Source organism: Paenibacillus ihbetae (assembly GCF_002741055.1).
GTDB lineage: Bacteria > Bacillota > Bacilli > Paenibacillales > Paenibacillaceae > Paenibacillus_AQ > Paenibacillus_AQ ihbetae.
The window spans coordinates 5,447,909-5,467,004 of sequence record NZ_CP016809.1 but is presented as its reverse complement, the minus strand read 5'-3'; the positions used below and the strand labels follow the sequence as shown (position 1 = coordinate 5,467,004).

The 19,096-nt window shown below is 54.9% G+C and carries 20 protein-coding genes; 5 read left to right on the top strand and 15 right to left on the bottom strand.

Annotated elements, in window-relative coordinates; genetic code table 11:
* Positions 1 to 63: 63 nt before the first annotated feature.
* From trmD to wecB, 8 genes are all read right to left on the bottom strand, one after another.
* Complete coding sequence (trmD, locus tag BBD41_RS24630) at positions 64 to 879, bottom strand: tRNA (guanosine(37)-N1)-methyltransferase TrmD (protein WP_077567162.1); 816 nt, start codon at positions 877 to 879, stop codon at positions 64 to 66.
* Between the two features lie 3 nt (positions 880 to 882).
* On the bottom strand, positions 883 to 1,404 hold the full coding sequence (gene rimM, locus BBD41_RS24625) for a ribosome maturation factor RimM (protein ID WP_077567163.1): 522 nt from the start codon (positions 1,402 to 1,404) through the stop codon (positions 883 to 885).
* Between the two features lie 112 nt (positions 1,405 to 1,516).
* Positions 1,517 to 1,747 carry a KH domain-containing protein gene (locus BBD41_RS24620; RefSeq protein WP_007132100.1) on the bottom strand — a complete coding sequence of 77 codons (231 nt, stop codon included), beginning with the start codon at positions 1,745 to 1,747 and terminating at the stop codon, positions 1,517 to 1,519.
* 21 nt (positions 1,748 to 1,768) lie between these two features.
* Positions 1,769 to 2,041, bottom strand: a complete 273-nt coding sequence (rpsP, locus tag BBD41_RS24615) for a 30S ribosomal protein S16 (protein WP_007132101.1) — start codon at positions 2,039 to 2,041, stop codon at positions 1,769 to 1,771.
* 45 nt (positions 2,042 to 2,086) lie between these two features.
* Positions 2,087 to 3,466: a signal recognition particle protein gene (gene ffh / locus BBD41_RS24610; protein ID WP_077567164.1), complete on the bottom strand. Its 1,380-nt coding sequence runs from the start codon at positions 3,464 to 3,466 to the stop codon at positions 2,087 to 2,089.
* Between the two features lie 21 nt (positions 3,467 to 3,487).
* Entirely contained in the window at positions 3,488 to 3,844 is a 357-nt protein-coding gene (locus BBD41_RS24605) for a putative DNA-binding protein (RefSeq protein WP_007132103.1), read from the bottom strand.
* A gap of 135 nt (positions 3,845 to 3,979) precedes the next feature.
* The gene (gene trhA / locus BBD41_RS24600) at positions 3,980 to 4,627 is read right to left on the bottom strand and encodes a PAQR family membrane homeostasis protein TrhA (protein WP_077567165.1); all 648 of its coding nucleotides are present in this window, start codon (positions 4,625 to 4,627) and stop codon (positions 3,980 to 3,982) included.
* A gap of 81 nt (positions 4,628 to 4,708) precedes the next feature.
* Positions 4,709 to 5,824 (bottom strand): non-hydrolyzing UDP-N-acetylglucosamine 2-epimerase, encoded by a 1,116-nt coding sequence (gene wecB, locus BBD41_RS24595; protein WP_077567166.1) that lies wholly within the window; start codon positions 5,822 to 5,824, stop codon positions 4,709 to 4,711.
* 195 nt (positions 5,825 to 6,019) lie between these two features.
* Between wecB and BBD41_RS24590 the strand changes: the two genes are divergently transcribed.
* The 5 genes from BBD41_RS24590 (at position 6,020) to BBD41_RS24570 (ending at position 9,942) form a co-directional block, all read left to right on the top strand.
* The gene (locus tag BBD41_RS24590) at positions 6,020 to 7,048 is read left to right on the top strand and encodes a glycosyltransferase family protein (protein ID WP_099479180.1); all 1,029 of its coding nucleotides are present in this window, start codon (positions 6,020 to 6,022) and stop codon (positions 7,046 to 7,048) included.
* Positions 7,045 to 8,262 carry a glycosyltransferase family 2 protein gene (locus BBD41_RS24585; protein ID WP_099479178.1) on the top strand — a complete coding sequence of 406 codons (1,218 nt, stop codon included), beginning with the start codon at positions 7,045 to 7,047 and terminating at the stop codon, positions 8,260 to 8,262. The genes BBD41_RS24590 and BBD41_RS24585 overlap by 4 nt, the downstream gene beginning before the upstream one ends.
* Before the next feature lie 42 nt (positions 8,263 to 8,304).
* A complete protein-coding gene (locus tag BBD41_RS24580; RefSeq protein ID WP_099479176.1) occupies positions 8,305 to 9,312 on the top strand; it encodes a polysaccharide pyruvyl transferase family protein in 1,008 nt (335 codons plus the stop codon).
* 18 nt (positions 9,313 to 9,330) lie between these two features.
* On the top strand, positions 9,331 to 9,651 hold the full coding sequence (locus BBD41_RS24575; RefSeq protein WP_077567170.1) for a hypothetical protein: 321 nt from the start codon (positions 9,331 to 9,333) through the stop codon (positions 9,649 to 9,651).
* Between the two features lie 87 nt (positions 9,652 to 9,738).
* Positions 9,739 to 9,942 (top strand): hypothetical protein, encoded by a 204-nt coding sequence (locus BBD41_RS24570; RefSeq protein WP_077567171.1) that lies wholly within the window; start codon positions 9,739 to 9,741, stop codon positions 9,940 to 9,942.
* A 152-nt stretch (positions 9,943 to 10,094) separates the two neighbouring features.
* Here BBD41_RS24570 and ftsY read toward each other — a convergent pair whose 3' ends face one another.
* From ftsY to fabD, 7 genes are all read right to left on the bottom strand, one after another.
* Complete coding sequence (ftsY, locus tag BBD41_RS24565; RefSeq protein WP_077567172.1) at positions 10,095 to 11,093, bottom strand: signal recognition particle-docking protein FtsY; 999 nt, start codon at positions 11,091 to 11,093, stop codon at positions 10,095 to 10,097.
* A 29-nt stretch (positions 11,094 to 11,122) separates the two neighbouring features.
* Positions 11,123 to 14,692, bottom strand: coding sequence for a chromosome segregation protein SMC (gene smc, locus BBD41_RS24560; RefSeq protein WP_099479174.1), 3,570 nt, complete (start codon positions 14,690 to 14,692; stop codon positions 11,123 to 11,125).
* Between the two features lie 210 nt (positions 14,693 to 14,902).
* On the bottom strand, positions 14,903 to 15,601 hold the full coding sequence (rnc, locus tag BBD41_RS24555) for a ribonuclease III (RefSeq protein ID WP_077567174.1): 699 nt from the start codon (positions 15,599 to 15,601) through the stop codon (positions 14,903 to 14,905).
* Positions 15,602 to 15,613: 12 nt separating this feature from the next.
* Positions 15,614 to 16,852: a beta-ketoacyl-ACP synthase II gene (fabF, locus tag BBD41_RS24550; protein WP_099479172.1), complete on the bottom strand. Its 1,239-nt coding sequence runs from the start codon at positions 16,850 to 16,852 to the stop codon at positions 15,614 to 15,616.
* 161 nt (positions 16,853 to 17,013) lie between these two features.
* The gene (gene acpP, locus BBD41_RS24545; RefSeq protein ID WP_007132116.1) at positions 17,014 to 17,247 is read right to left on the bottom strand and encodes an acyl carrier protein; all 234 of its coding nucleotides are present in this window, start codon (positions 17,245 to 17,247) and stop codon (positions 17,014 to 17,016) included.
* Between the two features lie 113 nt (positions 17,248 to 17,360).
* The gene (fabG, locus tag BBD41_RS24540; RefSeq protein WP_077567176.1) at positions 17,361 to 18,110 is read right to left on the bottom strand and encodes a 3-oxoacyl-[acyl-carrier-protein] reductase; all 750 of its coding nucleotides are present in this window, start codon (positions 18,108 to 18,110) and stop codon (positions 17,361 to 17,363) included.
* Between the two features lie 39 nt (positions 18,111 to 18,149).
* Entirely contained in the window at positions 18,150 to 19,082 is a 933-nt protein-coding gene (gene fabD, locus BBD41_RS24535; protein ID WP_077567177.1) for an ACP S-malonyltransferase, read from the bottom strand.
* Between the last annotated feature and the right edge of the window lie 14 nt (positions 19,083 to 19,096).

Genomic DNA, 19,096 nt, shown 5'->3' with positions numbered 1-19,096 from the left:
GGCCTTTGTATTATGAGAAAAACGAAAAAAAGGCCCGGATGCTTCAGGCCTCTTCCCTTATTGCTATGATTCGGTATGTTCTTCGGTTTGACGGCGCAGCTTATCGAGAAAGGCTTGATCCGTCTTGGACAGCTCGAGCCGCTCCAGCAATTCGGGACGCCGCTGCCATGTGCGCAGGAGCGCCTGCTCACGCCGCCATCGATCGATATTGGCGTGATGCCCGCTGAGCAGAATATCCGGGACCTTCCAGCCGCGGAATTCAGCGGGTCTTGTATAATGCGGATATTCAAGCAGTCCGGTGCTGAACGAGTCCGTTACAGCTGACGTCTCATTGCCCAGCACGCCAGGCAGAAGCCTGACAACGGAATCGATGATCACCATGGCCGGCAGCTCCCCGCCGGTAAGAACATAATCTCCGATGGACAGCTCATCGGTTACAAGATGCTCCCGAATTCGCTCGTCATAGCCCTCATAATGACCGCAGATGAAGATGAGATGCTCCTCCAGCGACAGCTCCTCCGCTTTGCTCTGGGTAAACGTCTCCCCTTGCGGACACATCAGAATAACCCGAGGCCGCTTCCGCCCTACCGATTCATTGGAAGGATCATCGTTCGCTTCAGTCGAGCCCAGCCCCTCTGGAAGCTCTGTCTTTGACAAGATATCCTCCACCGCCGCGAAGATCGGGTCCGGCTTCAGCACCATTCCGCCTCCGCCGCCGTACGGAGTATCATCCACTGTACCGTGCTTATTGCCCGCATATGGACGGAAGTTGATGGCGTTCAGCTTCACAATCTCCTTCTCGGCAGCCTTGCCCAGAATACTCGAATGAAACACGCCATCGAACATTTCCGGGAACAGCGTCAACACATCGATCTTCATCGTTTATAACAGCCCTTCCATCAGATGAACACGGATCAGCTTGGCTTCTTTATCCACATCGAGCACCACATCAGGGATCGCCGGGAGCAAAATCTGTTTGCCCTTCGGCGTCTTCACGACCCAGACATCGTTGGCGCCCGGGGTCAAAATTTCGGAGATGACGCCGAGCTCCTCGGCCGGCTCCTCATCCGTGACGACACGGCATCCGATGATCTCATGGAAGTAATATTCGTTCTCCGGAAGCTCCTCTTGAAGATCGGCCGTAATTTTCAAGAGAGCTCCCTTGAATTTCTCGACCTCGTTAATGCCGTGAAGCTCCTTGAATTTCACAATATACATATTCTTATGAAAGCGGGATGTCTCCACCGTAACCTCAACCGGGCTTCCCTTCTCCGGAACGATGTGCAGCCTGCTCTTGCTCGCAAAGCGCTGGTCTGCAAAATCCGAATACGGCATGACCTTGACTTCGCCGCGAATGCCGTGCGTGTTTACGATTTTACCTACCGTTAATAACTTCTCTGACATGGTGTTCCTCCTGCACACAAAATGAATGATCGCTGACATGAGAGTAACCCCGATTTCTTCAGCATGTACGAAAAAGGGCTAGGACATGCATCCTAACCCCCTTTCGTATATTTTAAGAAATGATATCAACGGTCACCCGTTTATCCATTTTGACTGCCGCTGATGTTACGACTGTACGCAGTGATTTGGCGATACGCCCCTGCTTGCCTATGACCTTCCCGACATCGTCAGGATGCACGTGCAGCTCATATACAATCAGGTGCTCCTTCTCAACTGTCTTAACAGTCACATCTTCTGGATGATCCACTAAAGCCTTAGCAATAACGCGAACTAATTCTTCCATAGATAACCCTCGCGATCAGTCTTATTTCTGATGCTTCAGCTCATGGAACTTCTTCATAACGCCCGCTTTGCTCAGCAAGTTGCGAACGGTATCGGATGCTTGCGCACCGTTTTGAAGCCACTGAAGAGCTTTTTCCTCATCGATCTTAACTTCAACCGGTTGTGCAACCGGATTGTAATAACCGATTTCCTCGATAAAACGACCATCACGCGGGGAACGGGAATCGGAAACCACCACGCGGTAGAAAGGAGCCTTGTGAGCACCCATGCGTTTCAGACGAATACGTACTGCCATTTCAACATTCACCTCCTTCAACAGATGTCCTTGCATCTATCCTTCTTAACGGAAAGGAAACTTCATTCCTTTGCCGGTTAATCCTTTAAGCTGTTTCAACGCCTTGTTCTTGCCGCCCTTAGGGCCCATCATATCCGAGAACTGCTTCATGACGCGCCGCATTTCATCGAATTGCTTGATGAGGCGGTTCACCTCGGCGAGCGATGTTCCGCTGCCTGCGGCAATCCGCTTGCGGCGGTTATGGTTGATGATATCAGGCTGCTGCTTCTCTTCGGTCGTCATCGAGTGCACAATCGCTTCGATGCGTCCCATCTGCTTCTCGTCCACCTTGAGATCCTTCGCCTGCTTCATCTTGCCCATGCCGGGGATCATATCCATCAGCTGATCGAGCGGTCCGAGCTTCTTCACCTGCTCCATCTGCTCCAGGAAATCCTCGAACGTAAACTCCGCGTTGCGCATTTTACGTTCCATTTCCTTCGCTTTGTCGGCATCGATGTTCGATTGCGCCTTCTCGATCAAGGAGAGCATATCGCCCATGCCGAGAATCCGGGAAGCCATCCGTTCCGGATGGAAGGGCTCAAGCGCATCGATCTTCTCGCCGAGCGCGGCGAACTTGATCGGACATCCGGTTACGGCCTTGACCGACAATGCCGCGCCGCCGCGGGTATCGCCGTCGAGCTTGGTCAGCACGACGCCGGTCAGTGTCAGCTGCTGATTGAAGCTCTCAGCCACATTCACCGCGTCCTGACCTGTCATGGCATCCACCACGAGCAGAACCTCATCGGGGTTCACCGCGCTGTGAATTTGCTTCAGCTCCTCCATCAGCTCTTCATCGACATGAAGGCGTCCGGCGGTATCGATAATGACATAATCATGGCCGTTGTCCTTGGCATGCTGCAAGCCCTGCTTTGCAATCTCCACCGGGCTTGTCTTGTCTCCGAGCGAGAACACCGGCACTTTAATCTGTTCGCCAAGCACCTGAAGCTGCTTGATCGCAGCCGGACGGTAAATATCGCCTGCAACGAGCAGCGGGCGGCTGTTCTGCTTCTGCAGCAGCTTCGCCAGCTTGCCCGAGGTCGTCGTCTTACCTGCACCTTGCAGACCCGCCATCATGATCACCGTAGGCGGCTTGCTGCTCTTGGCCAGCTTCGACTGGGTTCCCCCCATCAGCTCGGTCAATTCTTTATTAACGATATCGATGATGACCATGCCGGGCGTGAAGCTGTCCATCACTTCTTTCCCGATGGCCTTCTCCTTCACCTTGGCCACAAAATCCTTAACCACTTTGAAGTTAACATCGGCTTCCAATAGCGCGAGCCGAACCTCACGCATGGCGGCTGTTACATCTTCCTCGGATACCTTGCCCTTGCCGCGAAGCTTGCTGAATACGTTCTGCAGTCTGCTGGTCAATCCTTCAAACGCCATATCCGCCACCTCCGTTCGTACTTAATCCCATATCTTCAATCGTTCAACCATGTCGGTCATCACGTGTTTCTCTTCATCATTCAATCCGCTGACCGCGAGCCGTTCCTGAAGCTTATCCAGCTCACGGATCCGCGCGTCGTGCTTCTTCAGAAGCCCCAGCTTCTCTTCATAGGACTCCAGCACCTGCTCCGCGCGTTTAATATGCTCGTAAACGGCCTGACGGCTGATTTCAAATTCTCCTGCGATTTCCCCCAGGGAGAAATCATCCAGAAAGTAATATTTCAGAAAGGTCCGCTGCTTCTCTGTCAGCAGCTGCTCATAGAAATCGAACAACAGATTGATCCGATTCGTCTTCTCGAGCCGATTCTCCTGACTCATGCAGGGCACCCCCTCGTCAAGGAAAAACACTTTACAGTTCACTTAACGAAACTTATCATACATAAAACAAAGAAGGATGTCAAGATATTTCCCTTGTCATCCTTCAATTTGGTGATCAACGGTGTATGCAGCCCTTCATCCGATCGGAAGAAGGTATATCAAAATCGCAAAGAAATGAAGGACCGAACCGGCCAGCACGAACAAATGCCAGATGGCATGGTGATACGGGAAGCCGCGCCATACATAGAAAATCGTGCCCAGCGTGTACAGAAGGCCTCCAAGTACAAGCAGGTTAATGCCTTGGGGCGCAACCACGGCGGTCAGCGGATTCCAGGCGATCACGATCAGCCAGCCCATTGCAATGTAAAAGATGGTCGACAGAAACAGAAACTTTTTCACAAAGAACGCTTTAAATATGCAGCCTGCAATCGCAATTCCCCATACCACGCCGAACAGGCTCCAGCCAAGCGTGCCGCGGACGGCGACGAGCAGAAACGGCGTATAGGTCCCGGCAATGAACAAGTAGATGGAGGAATGGTCCATGAACTCGAAGAAGTCCTTCGCCTTCCCCTCCTTGAGGCTGTGCACGAGCGTGGAATTCAAATACAGCAGCAGCATCGTCGTACCGTAAATCGTGAAGCTCACCACATGCCATGCCGTGCCTTTCAGACTGGAAAACACGATCAGGAGCACCAGCGCGGCCACGCTGAGCGCCGCCCCTATGCCATGGGTAATGGCATTAGCGATTTCCTCCCTGCGCGGATAAACGTGCGTATTTGCCATAACTAAAAATCCTTTCGCTTTAGATCTTATCTTCTATTATAAACCTTTGCGGGAGGCAAAATCCAGCGAGCCGCAAAGCACCTATCTATCAGTTGAGTCAAAATAATCGCGGATTGCGCTTACGATTTGGGCAGAGGCGGTGCCGTCCCCGAACGGATTGGCCGCCTTGGCCATGGCCGCGTATGCCTTCGCATCGAATAGCAGCTCCTTGATTCCCTTTACGACGGCTTCCGTCTCTGTCCCAACGCATTTCAAAGTTCCCGCGATCACGCCTTCCGGCCTCTCCGTCTTGTCGCGCAGAACAAGCACCGGCTTGCCAAGAGAAGGAGCCTCCTCCTGAATGCCGCCGGAATCGGTGAGCACCATGTACGAGCGCTTCATGATATGGTGCAGATCCACGACATCCAGCGGTGCAGTCAGGTGCACCCGATCCTCTCCCGCCAATCCATCCGATACCGCCTTCTGAATCGCAGGATTCGGATGCACCGGATAGATCACCTCGATGTCCGGAATTTCCCGGACCAGCTGTTTGATCGCTTGAAACACATGGTTCATCGGCTCGCCCCAGTTCTCTCTGCGATGCATGGTCATCAGAATCCAGCGCGTATCCTTTCTGAGCTTGCGCTGCAGCGGATGCGTAAACGGCGCACTCAGCGTCCATTTCATCGCATCGATCCCCGTGTTTCCCGTTACGTAGATATGCCGGGTCCGATTCTCCTCCAATAGATGCTCCGCCGCCAGCTTCGTCGGGGCAAAATGCATGTCCGCAACCCGCCCGATCCACTCCCGGTTCATTTCCTCGGGAAAAGGCGCGTACTTGTCATAGGTTCTAAGACCCGCCTCGACATGGCCGATCGGCACCTTCGCATAATATGCCGCCAAGGCTCCGATGAAAGCCGTCGTCGTGTCGCCATGGACCAGCACCATATCATATTTATTCTTCTGCAGGACCTCCTCCATCCCCCGGAGCAGATCCGCGCTCAAGCTGTACAGGCTCTGTCCTTCCTTCATCAACTTCAAATCCATGTCAGCATGAATATCAAAAAATTGGAGCACCTGATCGAGCATCTCCCGATGCTGCCCGGTGACACAGACGACCGGCGTAAAGCCCGGGGTCTGCTCCAGCTCCTTGACCAAGGGAGCCATTTTGATGGCTTCCGGTCGCGTCCCGAAGACGACAAGCACCTTTTTATCCACAACTCTCACTCTCCTCACCCGGTAATGGATATCTTCATCCCCAGCATTATATGAAAGATTGGTAGAATCGTTCCGATTCCGTTGCCGTCCCTAGCATCATAATCAACCATTTTGGCTCTTCCTGTTCAATCGTCCAATCTTAAAAGCTATCAATGCATATAGTAACCCTAGAACCAAAGAAAGGAGGAAAACCTCTTGGCTGTTATCATTTATCCGAGAACGATGAACTGGTCGTATATGAAGCAAAGACCGCAGCAGCTTATGACTCAATTAGGCGCACTAGGTCATCAGGTTTTCTTCGAAAACCTGGCACCGCTGGATTCAGAGTTTACAGAGATCGAAGAGAATGTCTATCTATTTACGGATACGAAGGCGTTTCTGTACAAGAAGCTCCCCGCTCTTCGCAAGGAACACCCGGTTGTCGTCTGGACGACCTGGTCCAAGCTCCGGACCCGCATTGAGACGCTGTTCAAGCCGGACATTACGATCTATGACTGCTGTGACGAATTTCCGCACTGGGCGAAATACGAGCCGAAGATGATCGAATCGGCAGACCATGTGGTGTGCACGGCCGAAGTTATTCACACCCGTCTTTCGCTTGCGTATCCGGATAAACCACTAACCTTGATTCCGAACGGAGCAGATCCTTCCTTTTTTCATATCCCGGCATCCGACCGTCCCGCCGACCTGCCGGAGGGTCCCGTTGCCGCTTATATCGGGGCTTGGGCGTATTGGGTGGATCATGAGCTGTTCGCTAAGGCGGCGGCCGCCTTTCCCCACGTCCATTTCGTATCGATCGGCGCTCCTTACGGCAGCTCGGGAGATTATTCGCAGCTTCCCAATGTGCATATTCTCGGTGAAAAGCCCCACTATGAGCTCAAGCGCTATCTCCGCCATATCGATGTTGCCTTAATCCCGTTTCAATATCATCCGATTACGCTTGCAACCAATCCGGTAAAAGCTTATGAGTATATGGCCGCAGGCGTCCGCGTACTATCGACCGCCCTGCCGGAGTGCATCGCCATGGAGCCGCATGTCAAAACCGCGACCACCCACGAGGATTTCATCTCGAAGCTTGGCTACCTTCTAAAGCACCCGGACACGGAGGAGAGCAAGCAGGCCCGAATCGCCTATGCGCACAGCAACCGCTGGATCGAGCGCGGAAAGGCGGCGGATCAGGTCATCGCGGAAACGCTTCGCCTCAGAGGGCTCGGCGGAATATGAAGCCGTTTGATATCCTTCAGGCCCGGCCCTTCGGCTTCACCAGGGACGAGACAGCCGCATACCGCGACCGAATTCTCGAGGATGTACGCTGGGCTTCCAGCGGGTGGATAATGTCAAGCAGCTTGAGTCTTCCTGCCCATAGGCAATGGCTCCGATCCTTTGACTGGACTTCCGAGATCCCCCGGGAAGCTGTCTGTATATGCGTGGACGGGATCCCCTGCTTATGGCGGAGAGAATGGCTCCGGGACCAGCTGTCGGAATGGAACAGCCGGCTACCGGCAGCACGCTTTCTTCAGGATGATCTGATGCCTAATGACGCAAACCAATTCTTTCGGATGGAAATGCCTGCCTCGGCAGGCTCGGGCATGGGAGGCTCCGGAAGCCGGAACATCACCAGCCGAATGCCGCTTTCCCAGCTCCATGACCGTGAATGTATCGTCCCGCTCATAGCCGCCACTAAGCAGAAGCCGCCCCATATGCATGACCCATCACAACAAACAGCATCTTCTGTTACCCGAGTGAAGCCGGCAGTTTCGATTCTCATGAGCGTACACAATATGAGAGACACCATGGGCTGGAGCATCCGATCGGTGCTGGCGCAGTCCAGCGAGGATTGGGAGCTGATCATCGGCGATGACGCCTCGGATGACGACTCCCTTGAAGAAGCGTGCTTTTATTCCGACCCCCGCATTAAGATCCTCCTTCATTCGCGAAATCGCGGCAAGGCGGTCATGATGAACCGGCTGCTTGAGGAAGCAAGAGGCCGCTATATTCTGGAGCTGGACGGCGATGATTGGCTTGCTCCCGATACGGTGCGGCTGCTGTCCGAAGCCCTTGACCAGGCACCGGAAGCCGGGATGGCTACAGCCTTGTATGGGTGGTGGATCCGTACGAGACAAATGGGACCGGTCTGGAAAGGCACCATCAGCAGCGCGAACCCGCCGGAGCAGACCCGTTCTTCGCGGCATTTCGCCCAAGCCCATCCCCTCGTGCCCCGGATGTACCGAGCAGCATCGCTGAAGGCGGTCGGAGGATGGTGGGACCGGGAGGACCGCTTCGGCCGGATATTTGAAGATATCGACCTTACCTCCCGCTTGCTTGAGCATCACCTTCTCGTTCAGGTTCCGGCCGTGTTATATCACCGCGTAATTTACGGGAGCAGCATCAGCCAGCGCAGCGGGGATCTGTTCCCGGCCTGGCAAAAATCCCGTTAACGCCTATGCGATCGGGCGTGACTATAAAGGAGGTGAAACGTTATGAAAATTGCCGCTTCCGGATATTACGGAATGGGAAATTTCGGGGACGATCTGTTCCTTCATACCCTCCGCCAGATTTTTGACAATCATCACGTCTACCCTTGGAATTCCCGGCTGGACCCGAATCAGACCGATGCGTTCATCATCGGCGGAGGCGATCTGATCACGCCTTATTCCTTCAACAATTATTATTTCCCTGCCCAGCTCAAGGGAAGGCCCACCTGGGTCTATGGCGTCGGCATTGTGGACGCTTATCCCGAGCACACCTGGCCGGAGGATCAGGTATCCGCTTATCGGGATATGATCTCGGCGGCCCAGCGTGCGGTGTTCCGGGATGAGAGGTCCCAAGCGATTGCGCAGCGGGCAAGGTTTCACCGAAATGTCGAGGTCGCTCCGGATATCGTGTTCGGATACCGGCAGCCGGCCATTCCCGTCAAGCGTTTCTCGAGACGTCCGGTTATTGGCGTAGTGGTGTTCTCGTATTCTTCCTTCCCGATGGACAACATGACGAAGCTGCTTTCGCATTTGAACCGAAAGGGGTACCACCTGGCGCTCATACCGGTCATCCATCATCCGGGCAATGCCTATTCCGACTACAGCACTTGCTTGCAGCTGCAGCAGAAGGTGAAGGAGCTGTCGCCGCACGCATCGATCGAAACGCTTCCTTTTCTGATGGATCTTGAACTGACGTACAGCTTTATTCAATCCGTCGATTATTTAATTTCCTTCAAGCTTCATCCATCCCTTGCAGCCCTTCGGGGTGGTAAGCCGGTGCTTGCCTTCAGCACGATGGGCAAAGTGCACAGCCTTCTGTGCTCCTTCGGCCTTGGACAGTACGTGGTCGATTACCGGCAGCCGCTGGACGAATGGGTTGAACGCACTGAGCGCTTTTTGAAATACGGGCCCGGCCACGTGCACGGCGCATTGCCGCTCATCCGGGACACCGAGCAGCGAAGCCTGGCTTCCCTGCTCGAGCTAAAGTCTGATATTGAACAATACAAACGATGACAGAAAGGAGAATGACCCATGTGCTGCATCCTGTTCGGCAGACGACTTGCTGCCAAAGTAAAGGCGTTATCGCGCCAAGTTGAGCTTCTCAGCCGGCAAACCGAACATTTAACCGAACGGGTAGAATCGCTGGAGGACCAGGTTCGAACCGGATTAATCATCATTCCGGAGCTTATTGAATATTTCGGTGCCCGGATCGGTCAGAGGGTACGTGTGGGCACGACCTTCGTTACCCTGGAAGGCGTCGTTCTGGCTACGGCCGACGACGGCGTTCAGCTCCGGGAGGCTTCAGGCGATCTTGTTCTGATTCCTTTTACCAATATCACGTCCGTGCAGTAACCTGTTTATCGAATACGTCCGGTCTGATTTACGCTTAATGATTTATAAATACGCTTAATGATTCAAAAAAAAAGGAGGCGACCCCCTATGCGTTTTGTAGATTGGCTCCAAGGCTTTATCGGATCCGAAACCGAGGTGGCGGTGTCCGGCGATATCATTATCGGAACGCTAACCGCGGTCGAAGAAAGCACCGTCACGTTAAAGGTGCCTCCGATCATTTACGGCCCTCCGACCGATACGGCTATCATTCCGCTCCGGTCGATCGAATTCGTACGCATCGTTTCGTCCTGATCGGATTCCTGGAACTTAGCGACGGGCAGAAGGATATGGCACGTTTCTCGTGCCTTGCCGAATAGCAAAGAGGCGGTCCCAGGTCACCAGACCTTGAGGCTCGCCTCTTTGTTGTGTTTCGATGTATGCCCAAACGGATTCGCGAACATGGATCAATTCGGGTCCGCCGGGTTCTCGTCTTCCTTGATCATCCCGGCAAACAGCGCGTGCACGAATTGCTCGGAATCGAAGGTCTGCAGATCCTCCATCTTCTCCCCGAGGCCAACGAGCTTCACCGGCAGGTTCAGCTCCTGGCGGATAGCGATGACGATGCCGCCCTTTGCCGTTCCATCCAGCTTCGTCAGGACAAGACCGGTTACGCCGCTCTTCTCGCCGAACAGCTTCGCCTGACTCAGCGCATTCTGGCCTGTCGTAGCATCCAGCACCATCAGCACTTCATGCGGCGCACTCGGAATCTCACGCTGGATCACGCGGAAGATCTTGTTAAGCTCTTCCATCAGATTCGTCTTGTTCTGGAGACGTCCAGCCGTATCGCAGAGCAGAACATCCGCTTGCCGCTGCTTGGCGGCTTGTACGGCGTCAAACATGACAGCCGCCGGGTCGGATCCCGCCTGCTGCTTGATGACTTCAACGCCAACCCGCTCGCCCCAAACCTCCAGCTGCTCGATCGCACCGGCACGGAAGGTATCGCCTGCCGCAAGCAGCACTTTCTTGCCCTGCTGCTTGTAACGGTGAGCCAGCTTGCCGATCGTTGTGGTCTTGCCGACGCCGTTGACGCCGACAAACAGAATCACCGTAATGCCGTCCGGATTTTCGCGGAGCTCGTTGCTGCTGTCATCGCGAAGCAGCTCCATCAGCTTCTCGGACAATACCGGCTGCAGATCTGCCGCATCCTCGATCCGGCGCTTTTTGACCTCCGCCCGGAGGTCGTCCATCAGATCCATCACCGTGTTGACGCCTACATCGGCACCGATCAGGATCTCCTCCAGCTCCTCATAGAACTCCTCGTCTATTTTTTTGCGCCGGGTCACGAGATCCGATACCTTCTCGATGAATCCCTTCCGCGTTTTTTCGAGTCCGTCGCGGAACTGCTTCGTTACATTCTCGGTCTTGCTAGAAATGCTCTCTTTCAGTCTCTTAAAAAAGCTCATAGTTCCCTCCACACATGTTAAATGTTCTATCAGGCAATTTCCGCTTCTTCATTCTCCAGCTTGACGGACACGAGCTTCGAAACGCCGCCTTCCTCCATCGTGACCCCGTACAGCACGTCCGCTTCTTCCATCGTTCCTTTGCGGTGAGTGACTACGATAAATTGCGTCTGCTCGGAAAATTCGCGCAAATATTGCGCAAAGCGCACAACGTTCGCTTCATCGAGTGCCGCTTCGACCTCATCCAGTACGCAGAACGGCACCGGCTTCACATGCAGGATGGCGAATAGAAGCGCCATGGCGGTCAGCGCCCGTTCTCCCCCCGACAGCAGCTGCAGATTTTGCAGCTTCTTGCCCGGCGGCTGGGCGACGATATCGATACCCGTCTCCAATAGACGATCCGGATCGATCAGCACAAGGTCTGCGCGACCGCCCCCGAACAGCTTCGTAAACACGGTTCCGAATTCGCGGCGGATCGCGTCAAAGGTCTGCTTAAAGCGCCGGGACATCTCATCATCCATTTCCTTGATGACTTGATACAGCGTCGTTTTCGCCTCAACCAGGTCTGCCTTCTGTTCGCTGAGGAACTGATAGCGTTCATTGACGCGTTGAAATTCCTCAATCGCGCCGAGGTTTACGTCCCCGAGCGCTGCGATGGAGCGTTTCAAATCCCGCACTTCGTGCTGCGCGGACGTTACGTCCTCCGGTACGGGGTAGCGCTGCTTGGCAAGCTCGTAACTGAGCTCGTAATCCTCGCTCAATTTCTTCAGGATGTTCTCCAGCTCCACGTCGAGCCGGTTAACGCCGATTTCGGTCTCGCGGAGCTTATCCTCCACCGCTTTCAGCTGGATGCGCTGCTCCTTTGTCTCGCTCTCCGCGAGCTCCAGCTTCCGGCCAAGAGCCGTGCGCGCCGCCCGCTTGAACTCGAGCTGCTGCGCCGCCTCTTCCTTCTTCAGCTTGTACTCGTTCAAATTCTCGATCTGCTTGACGCTTTCGCGCTCGTTCTGCTCGAGGTCAGCTTGCACCGAGGCCAGCATCGTGCGGTTTTGCTTTTGTTGTTTCTCATGATTATCGACATCGGACTGCAGCCGCTTCAGCTGCTCCTCCAATGAGAAGGTCTCCTGATCCAGCTTGCCCTCCCGAACCTTGAGCAGCGTAAGCTGGCTCTGCAGCTCTTCCTTGGCCGATTCATTCGCCTTACGGGCAAACTCCGCGGCTTGAATGGCCTGATGCGTCGCCTTCTCTTCTTCTTCCAGCTGCTGCAGGAGCTTCTCTGCGCGGGCTCTCGCCTCCTGAATCTGCTTCGCCTCCTGCTCCTGGCTGCTCTTCTCCTCGCCGGCAAGCTCAGCCTGCTCCAGCACGTGACGCAGCTCATGCTCCAGCTGCTTCCGGTCTCCAGCCGCCTGCTGCTCTTCAATGCGCTTGTCGTCCCCTGCTTTGCGCAGCGAATCCAGCTTATCTTGAGATTCCAGCATTTGCGTGCGTACGCCTTCCATGCCTTGGCGAAGCTTGTCCAGCTGGCGCTCGGTTTCCATGATCTCCTGGTCCAGCTGTTCCAGCTGGCGCTTGCGGCCCAGCAGGCTGTTCGTTTTCTTATGATGGCTTCCGCCGGTCATCGAACCGCCCGCATTAACGACATCCCCTTCCAGTGTAACGACACGGAAGCGGTAGGAGAACCGCGCAGCAATCTTGTTGGCCTGCTCGAGCGTCTCGGCAATGACGACATTGCCGAGCAAGCTGCCGACGATGTTGCTGTAACGGGGATCGTACTGCACGAGCTCGGAGCCGAAGCCGACGAACCCGGGCTCCCCTTCGGCCAGCGACCGGTCCGACCCGGATACGTTCCGCGGCCGGATGACGTCCAGCGGCAGAAACGTCGCCCGTCCTAGCTGCCGCTGCTTCAGGAACGAGATCGCTTGCCTGGATACCGCTTCATTATCCATGACGATATGCTGCACCGATGCTCCGAGCGCCGTCTCCATGGCAAGCTCCAGCCTTTCCGGTACGCGGATCAGCTCCGCCACCGCACCATGGACACCCTGGAGCACCGATTTGCGCGAAGCCTTCAGCACTTCCTTAACGCCCAGCATGAAGCCGTCAAAGTCATCCTGCAGCTCTTTCATCGTATCCCGGCGGGCAATCTGAGCCTCGCGCTTTTGCTCCCATTTCCGGAGGGCGCCCTGCGTCTCATCGAGCAGCTTTTGCAGCGACTGGTAACGCTCGCTCTCGCTGATATACCCGCTGCGCAGATCGGCAATTTCCTTGCCGAAGCGTTCGATGCTGCGGTCAATGCTCTCCTTGCGGCGAAGCAAATCCTCTTTCAAGGCCTCCCATTTGCCGGATTCCTCCTGAGCGCGATTCATCCGGCGCTCCAGCGCTTCCTGCTGCTGGTCCGCATACCGGATTTCATTGCGCGCTTGGGCCATCCGGTTCATCAGCTCGAGCAAATTGCCCTTCAGGCTCTCCTCCTGCTCCTGGCTGATCCCGCCGGTGACGCCGACCAGCTTGGCTTCTTCCGCCGATAGCTGATCCCGAACCTGAATCAATTCCTGCTTCAGCTCCGACAGCTTGCTCTTCATGCGCTCAAGCTCTTCTACCCGCTCGGCAAGATGGGTATCCCCCGAATGGAGGCTGTCCTCCAGCTGCTCCCGCGTGCGCTCCAGGTTCCGGCGGCGCTCCTTGAGCACTTCCCCGTACCCCTCGCTCTTCTCGAACAGCTCGCTGTATTGCAGAAGCTGGCTCTGAATGTCCTCCACTTCCTGCTCCAGCTGCCGCAGCGCCGATCGGTCGCTCTCAAGCTTGGCATCATGCGCGGAAACGACCGTTGACAGGGCAAGCTGCTCTTCCTTCAGCTGCTCGAGCTTTGCATTCGCTTCGCTCCATGCGTTATGAATCTGCTCAATTTGGTATACGTACAGCGATATTTCCTTATGCTTCAGCTCCTCGCGGAGCTCCTTGTAACGGATCGCTTTCTCGGACTGCTCCTTCAGCGGTCCGATCTGATCCTCAAGCTCTGTGACAAGATCGTGGATGCGCAGCAGATTCTGCTCCGTCTCATCCAGCTTGCGCACGGATTCTTTTTTTCGCGATTTATATTTAACAATACCGGAAGCTTCCTCAAATATGCCCCTGCGGTCTTCCGATCTTGTGCTTAAAATCTCTTCGATACGCCCCTGTCCAATGATGGAATAGGCCTCCTTGCCGATCCCCGTGTCCATGAACAGCTCCGTAATATCCTTGAGCCGGCAGGACTGCCTGTTGATGAAATATTCGCTGTCGCCGCTTCGGTGCACCCGTCTGGTCACCGTTACCTCATGAAAATCAAGCGGAAGCACATGATCCTCATTGTCCAGCGTAAGCGATACTTCGCCATAGTTGACCGCCTTACGCGCATCGCTGCCGGCAAAAATAATGTCCTCCATCTTTCCGCCGCGAAGCGATTTGGCGCTCTGCTCCCCAAGGACCCAGCGGATCCCGTCGGAAATATTGCTCTTGCCGCTGCCGTTCGGCCCGACGACAGCCGTAATGCCGCGTACGAATTCCATCTCCGTTTTATCGGCAAACGACTTAAAGCCTGCTAGCTCAATCCGTTTCAAAAACATATACGACCCATCACCTCTTTACGCTATTGTACCACAAGCAGAATCGGCTTTTCCGCTGTCTATGCACGGAGCGGTTCTTCCAAAAAAAGTCGACTCTCCTAATCGGATGGCTGGACAACGAAAAGAGCAAAAAACAGTCATTTCATCCGGATCCGGTTATCTGCCTGACTGCTCTTTGCTCTTTGTTTGTCCTATTCCTAAAGCGAAGCATCAGGCGTCCGAGCGCTTCAGCTGCTTGAGCGCTACCGCCGCCGCTTGCTGCTCGGCTTCCTTCTTGGATCTTCCGCTTCCGCGTCCAAGACATTTGCTTCCCATGTATACCTCTGAGACAAACTCCCGCTCATGTGCCGGCCCTCGCTCCTCAACGATGCGATATTCCAGGGCACCCATGCTGTGATGCTGCGTCAGTTCTTGAAGCTCGGTCTTATAATCGCTCATCTGCGGACGGCCATTGACGGTGATGGAAGGAAATACATGATCGTGCAAAAATTGACGCACCGCCTCCAGTCCTTGATCCAGATAAAGCGCCCCCACAAACGATTCGAATACATCAGCCAGAAGAGCCGGGCGGGTACGTCCGCCCGTCATTTCCTCTCCCTTGCCGAGCAATACGTACCGTCCGAAATCCAGGCTCAGGGCGAACTGCACAAGCGAAGGCTCGCATACGATGGAAGCCCGCAGCTTGGTCAGCTCTCCTTCCGGCCGGTCCGGATACAGATTGTATAAGAACTCGCTGACGGTCAGCTCCAGAACGGCATCGCCCAAAAATTCGAGGCGCTCATTGTCCTGGTTCTGACTGAAGCGGTGTTCGTTTACATAAGATGCGTGGGTAAAGGCCTGCTTCAGCAGCATTGCATTTCGAAATTGAATATGGAGTTTATGCTGTAACTGCTTCAGATCTCCACTCAACACACTATCTCCTTACTCGGCGTATTTTTTCAGGATAATCGTTGCATTATGACCGCCGAACCCGAAGGAATTGGACATCACGACATCCAAATCGGCTTCGCGCGGATGATTAGGTACATAATCGAGATCGCACTCTGGATCCTGATCCTCCAGATTGATCGTCGGCGCGATGCGCTGATGCTTCAGGCTAAGTCCGCAAATCACCGCTTCAACGCCGCCGGCGGCTCCCAGCAAATGGCCTGTCATCGATTTGGTGGAGCTTACCGCCACTTTATAAGCATGATCGCCGAGTGCAAGCTTAACCGCTTGGGTCTCGGACCGGTCACCGACCGGTGTCGACGTTCCGTGGGCATTAATGTAGTCCACTTCCTCCGCCGAGATGCCCGCATCGCGGATCGCCATCTTCATGCAGCGTGCCGCCCCGTCAGGATCGGGCTCCGTAATGTGGTGAGCGTCTGCGCTCAGGCCGTAACCAATGACCTCGGCGTAGATTTTCGCTCCGCGCGCCTGAGCATGCTCCAGCGATTCGAGCACAAGCACCCCTGCGCCTTCGCCCATAACAAATCCGTCGCGGCCCGTATCGAACGGCCGGCTTGCCTTCTCCGGCTCATCGTTGCGGGTCGACATCGCGCGCATCGCGCAGAAGCCCGCCATGCCGGTCGGACGGATTGTAGCCTCCGCTCCGCCGCAGATCATGACGTCCGCATCGCCGCGCTGGATCAGACGGAACGAATCCCCGATCGAGTGCGTCCCGGTTGCGCAAGCCGTAACCTGCGTCGTATTCGGGCCTTTGGCTCCAAGATTAATGGACATTTGGCCGGAGGCCATGTTCGCGATCATCATCGGAATGAAGAACGGGCTGACGCGCTTCGGTCCCTTCTCCAGCAAAATATTGTGCTGGTCTTCCCAGGTACCGAGTCCGCCGATGCCCGATCCGATCGACACGCCGACACGCTCGGCATCCACATTGCTTCCGATCTCGAGTCCGCTGTCCTCCAGCGCCTTCGAGCCTGCTGCAACGGCGAACTGAACGAAACGGTCCATTTTGCGGGCTTCTTTCCGGTCCATGTAATCCTCCGGATTGAAGTCCTTCATCGACGCGGCAATCTGCGTGGTGTATTCACTTACATCAAAGGATTCAATGCGGGATACACCCGATTTCCCTTCCATCAGGCTGTTCCAAAATGTGTCCAAGTCCTGACCGAGAGCGGTCATGACTCCCATTCCTGTTACAACGACTCTACGTTTCATCAAGCTCACCTCTATATGGACTGCTTGTCCCTCCCTTTCATCCGGTCAAGGATTCAACGGGACAGGACAATGCAGCAATAATCTATCATTGGTTGCATGAATACGGGGATTGAATGAGGAGAAGTCCCGCCTGGCTAAAGAACGGGACTTAACTTTAAGACTTAGGTATGAGATTGTATGTAGTTTACAACTTCACCTACGGTCGTAATTTTCTCCGCATCTTCATCAGAGATCTCCATATCAAACTCATCTTCCAATTCCATCACCAATTCCACTACATCGAGAGAATCAGCTCCAAGGTCATCTTTGAAAGATGCTTCTAGTGTCACGTCGGCTTCGTCAACACCCAGGCGGTCGACAACGATGCGTTTCACGCGTTCCAATACATCGGACATCCGGCTCACCTCCTCTTGGTAATTATACGAGATATGACTTCAAATTGCCATAGAAGGCATTTGAAAACGTTATAGTTTCGACGCTTGCAGCGTCTAGGCCATGACGGCGGCTCCTACATATACATGCCGCCATCCACATGCAGCACCTGGCCGGTCATATATGAGGCGCTCTCGGATGCCAGAAAAGCAACAACTCCGGCGATCTCCTCCGGCTGGCCCAGCCGGGCGAGCGGAATGCCGCCGAGCAGTCCTTCTCTCATATCCTCGGACAGCTCCCGCGTCATGTCGGTGTCGATAAAGCCCGGTGCCACAGCATTCACGGTAATGCCCCGTGATGCCAGCTCGCGGGCGGCCGACTTCGTCAAACCGATGACGCCGGCCTTCGCGGCCACATAGTTGGCCTGACCCGGATTGCCGAGCGCTCCGACGACGGACGAAATGTTGATGATCCGACCGTAGCGCTGCTTCATCATCGGACGGGTTACCGCCTTCAGGCAGTTGAACACCCCTTTAAGATTCGTTTCGATCACTTGATCGAATTCCTCTTCTTTCATGCGCATGATTAAATTATCTCTAGTAATCCCCGCATTATTCACAAGGATATCTATTCGACCAAATGTATCCAATACCTGCTTCACCATCGCATCCGCTTCATCGGCCCGTCCAACGTTGGATTGAACCGCGATAGCGGATACGCCCTTGGCACGGATCGCTTCCACGACTTCCGCAGCGGCAGCTTCACTCCCTGCATAGTTGACAGCGACGTTGGCGCCAAGATCGGCGAGTGCAAGCGCTATGCTGCGGCCGATCCCGCGGGAAGCACCCGTAACAAGCGCAGTCTGCCCTTTCAGTCCTTCATTCATACCTGTACCTCCTTTCAAAAAATGATCGTTATTCTTTCGTTACATAAGAGATTCCAGTTTCTCAGCGCTCTCCAGGCTGTTCACATTAATCACCTTGACGGTTTTGTCGATCTTCCGGATGAGGCCGCTAAGCACGCTGCCCGGACCGATCTCGACAAAAGTATCGACGCCTTGCGCAATCATCCATTCGACGCTGTCCTGCCACAATACAGGTGAGTACACTTGCTCGACCAGCAGACCGCGAATCTCTGAAGCATCCTCCACCGGACGGGCCGTCACGTTCGCCACAACCGGTACGGCAGGAGATTGGAAGGTTGCTGTCTCCAGCTTATCGCCTAGCCGGCCGGCAGCATCCTTCATCAGCGAAGAATGGAAGGGTCCGCTAACTTCAAGCGGTATGGCGCGTTTGCCGCCGGCTTCCTTAACTCGTTCCACCGCGGCAGCAACGCCCTCGGCGGAACCGGAAATAACAATCTGTCCCGGGCAGTTCATATTCGCAAGCTCAACCACGTGCCCGTCGGCCGTAATGCTGCTGCACAGCTCGGCCAGCGCTTGACGCTCAGCGCCCAGGACGGCCGCCATGGAGCCTTGCCCGCCCGGAACGGCAGCCTCCATATATTCACCGCGCGCCCTTACGATCGAAACCGCTTCTTCGAATGTCAGGACGCCGGCGCATACAAGCGCGCTGTATTCGCCCAAGGAATGGCCTGCCACGAAGTCAGGCTTAATCCCCGTGCCGCGAATCGCTTCCAGATAGGCCATGCTCGTCGTCAGAAGAGCCGGCTGCGTATTCGCCGTTTGCTTAAGCTCTTCATCAGGCCCGTTGAAAATGATGGAGCTGAGCGAAAAACCCAGCTTGTCATCCGCTGTTTGAAACATATCCCGTGCAGAGGGGACGGCGTTGAACGCATCCTGTCCCATCCCTACGGATTGCGCGCCCTGCCCCGGAAATATAAATGCTGTTTTCCCCACAATCGTCGGCTCCC

What these genes read in the sequence shown, in the direction of transcription:
- ftsY (WP_077567172.1), bottom strand. Translation starts at nt 11,093, where the DNA reads ATGAGCTTTTTTAAGAGACTGAAAGAGAGCATTTCTAGCAAGACCGAG.
- BBD41_RS24605 (WP_007132103.1), bottom strand. Translation starts at nt 3,844, where the DNA reads ATGAGTCAGGAGAATCGGCTCGAGAAGACGAATCGGATCAATCTGTTG.
- trmD (WP_077567162.1), bottom strand. Translation starts at nt 879, where the DNA reads ATGAAGATCGATGTGTTGACGCTGTTCCCGGAAATGTTCGATGGCGTG.
- trhA (WP_077567165.1), bottom strand. Translation starts at nt 4,627, where the DNA reads ATGGCAAATACGCACGTTTATCCGCGCAGGGAGGAAATCGCTAATGCC.
- rpsP (WP_007132101.1), bottom strand. Translation starts at nt 2,041, where the DNA reads ATGGCAGTACGTATTCGTCTGAAACGCATGGGTGCTCACAAGGCTCCT.
- BBD41_RS24620 (WP_007132100.1), bottom strand. Translation starts at nt 1,747, where the DNA reads ATGGAAGAATTAGTTCGCGTTATTGCTAAGGCTTTAGTGGATCATCCA.
- rimM (WP_077567163.1), bottom strand. Translation starts at nt 1,404, where the DNA reads ATGTCAGAGAAGTTATTAACGGTAGGTAAAATCGTAAACACGCACGGC.
- fabF (WP_099479172.1), bottom strand. Translation starts at nt 16,852, where the DNA reads ATGAAACGTAGAGTCGTTGTAACAGGAATGGGAGTCATGACCGCTCTC.
- BBD41_RS24580 (WP_099479176.1), top strand. Translation starts at nt 8,305, where the DNA reads ATGAAAATTGCCGCTTCCGGATATTACGGAATGGGAAATTTCGGGGAC.
- fabG (WP_077567176.1), bottom strand. Translation starts at nt 18,110, where the DNA reads ATGAATGAAGGACTGAAAGGGCAGACTGCGCTTGTTACGGGTGCTTCC.
- smc (WP_099479174.1), bottom strand. Translation starts at nt 14,692, where the DNA reads ATGTTTTTGAAACGGATTGAGCTAGCAGGCTTTAAGTCGTTTGCCGAT.
- BBD41_RS24585 (WP_099479178.1), top strand. Translation starts at nt 7,045, where the DNA reads ATGAAGCCGTTTGATATCCTTCAGGCCCGGCCCTTCGGCTTCACCAGG.
- acpP (WP_007132116.1), bottom strand. Translation starts at nt 17,247, where the DNA reads ATGTCCGATGTATTGGAACGCGTGAAACGCATCGTTGTCGACCGCCTG.
- ffh (WP_077567164.1), bottom strand. Translation starts at nt 3,466, where the DNA reads ATGGCGTTTGAAGGATTGACCAGCAGACTGCAGAACGTATTCAGCAAG.
- BBD41_RS24575 (WP_077567170.1), top strand. Translation starts at nt 9,331, where the DNA reads ATGTGCTGCATCCTGTTCGGCAGACGACTTGCTGCCAAAGTAAAGGCG.
- BBD41_RS24570 (WP_077567171.1), top strand. Translation starts at nt 9,739, where the DNA reads ATGCGTTTTGTAGATTGGCTCCAAGGCTTTATCGGATCCGAAACCGAG.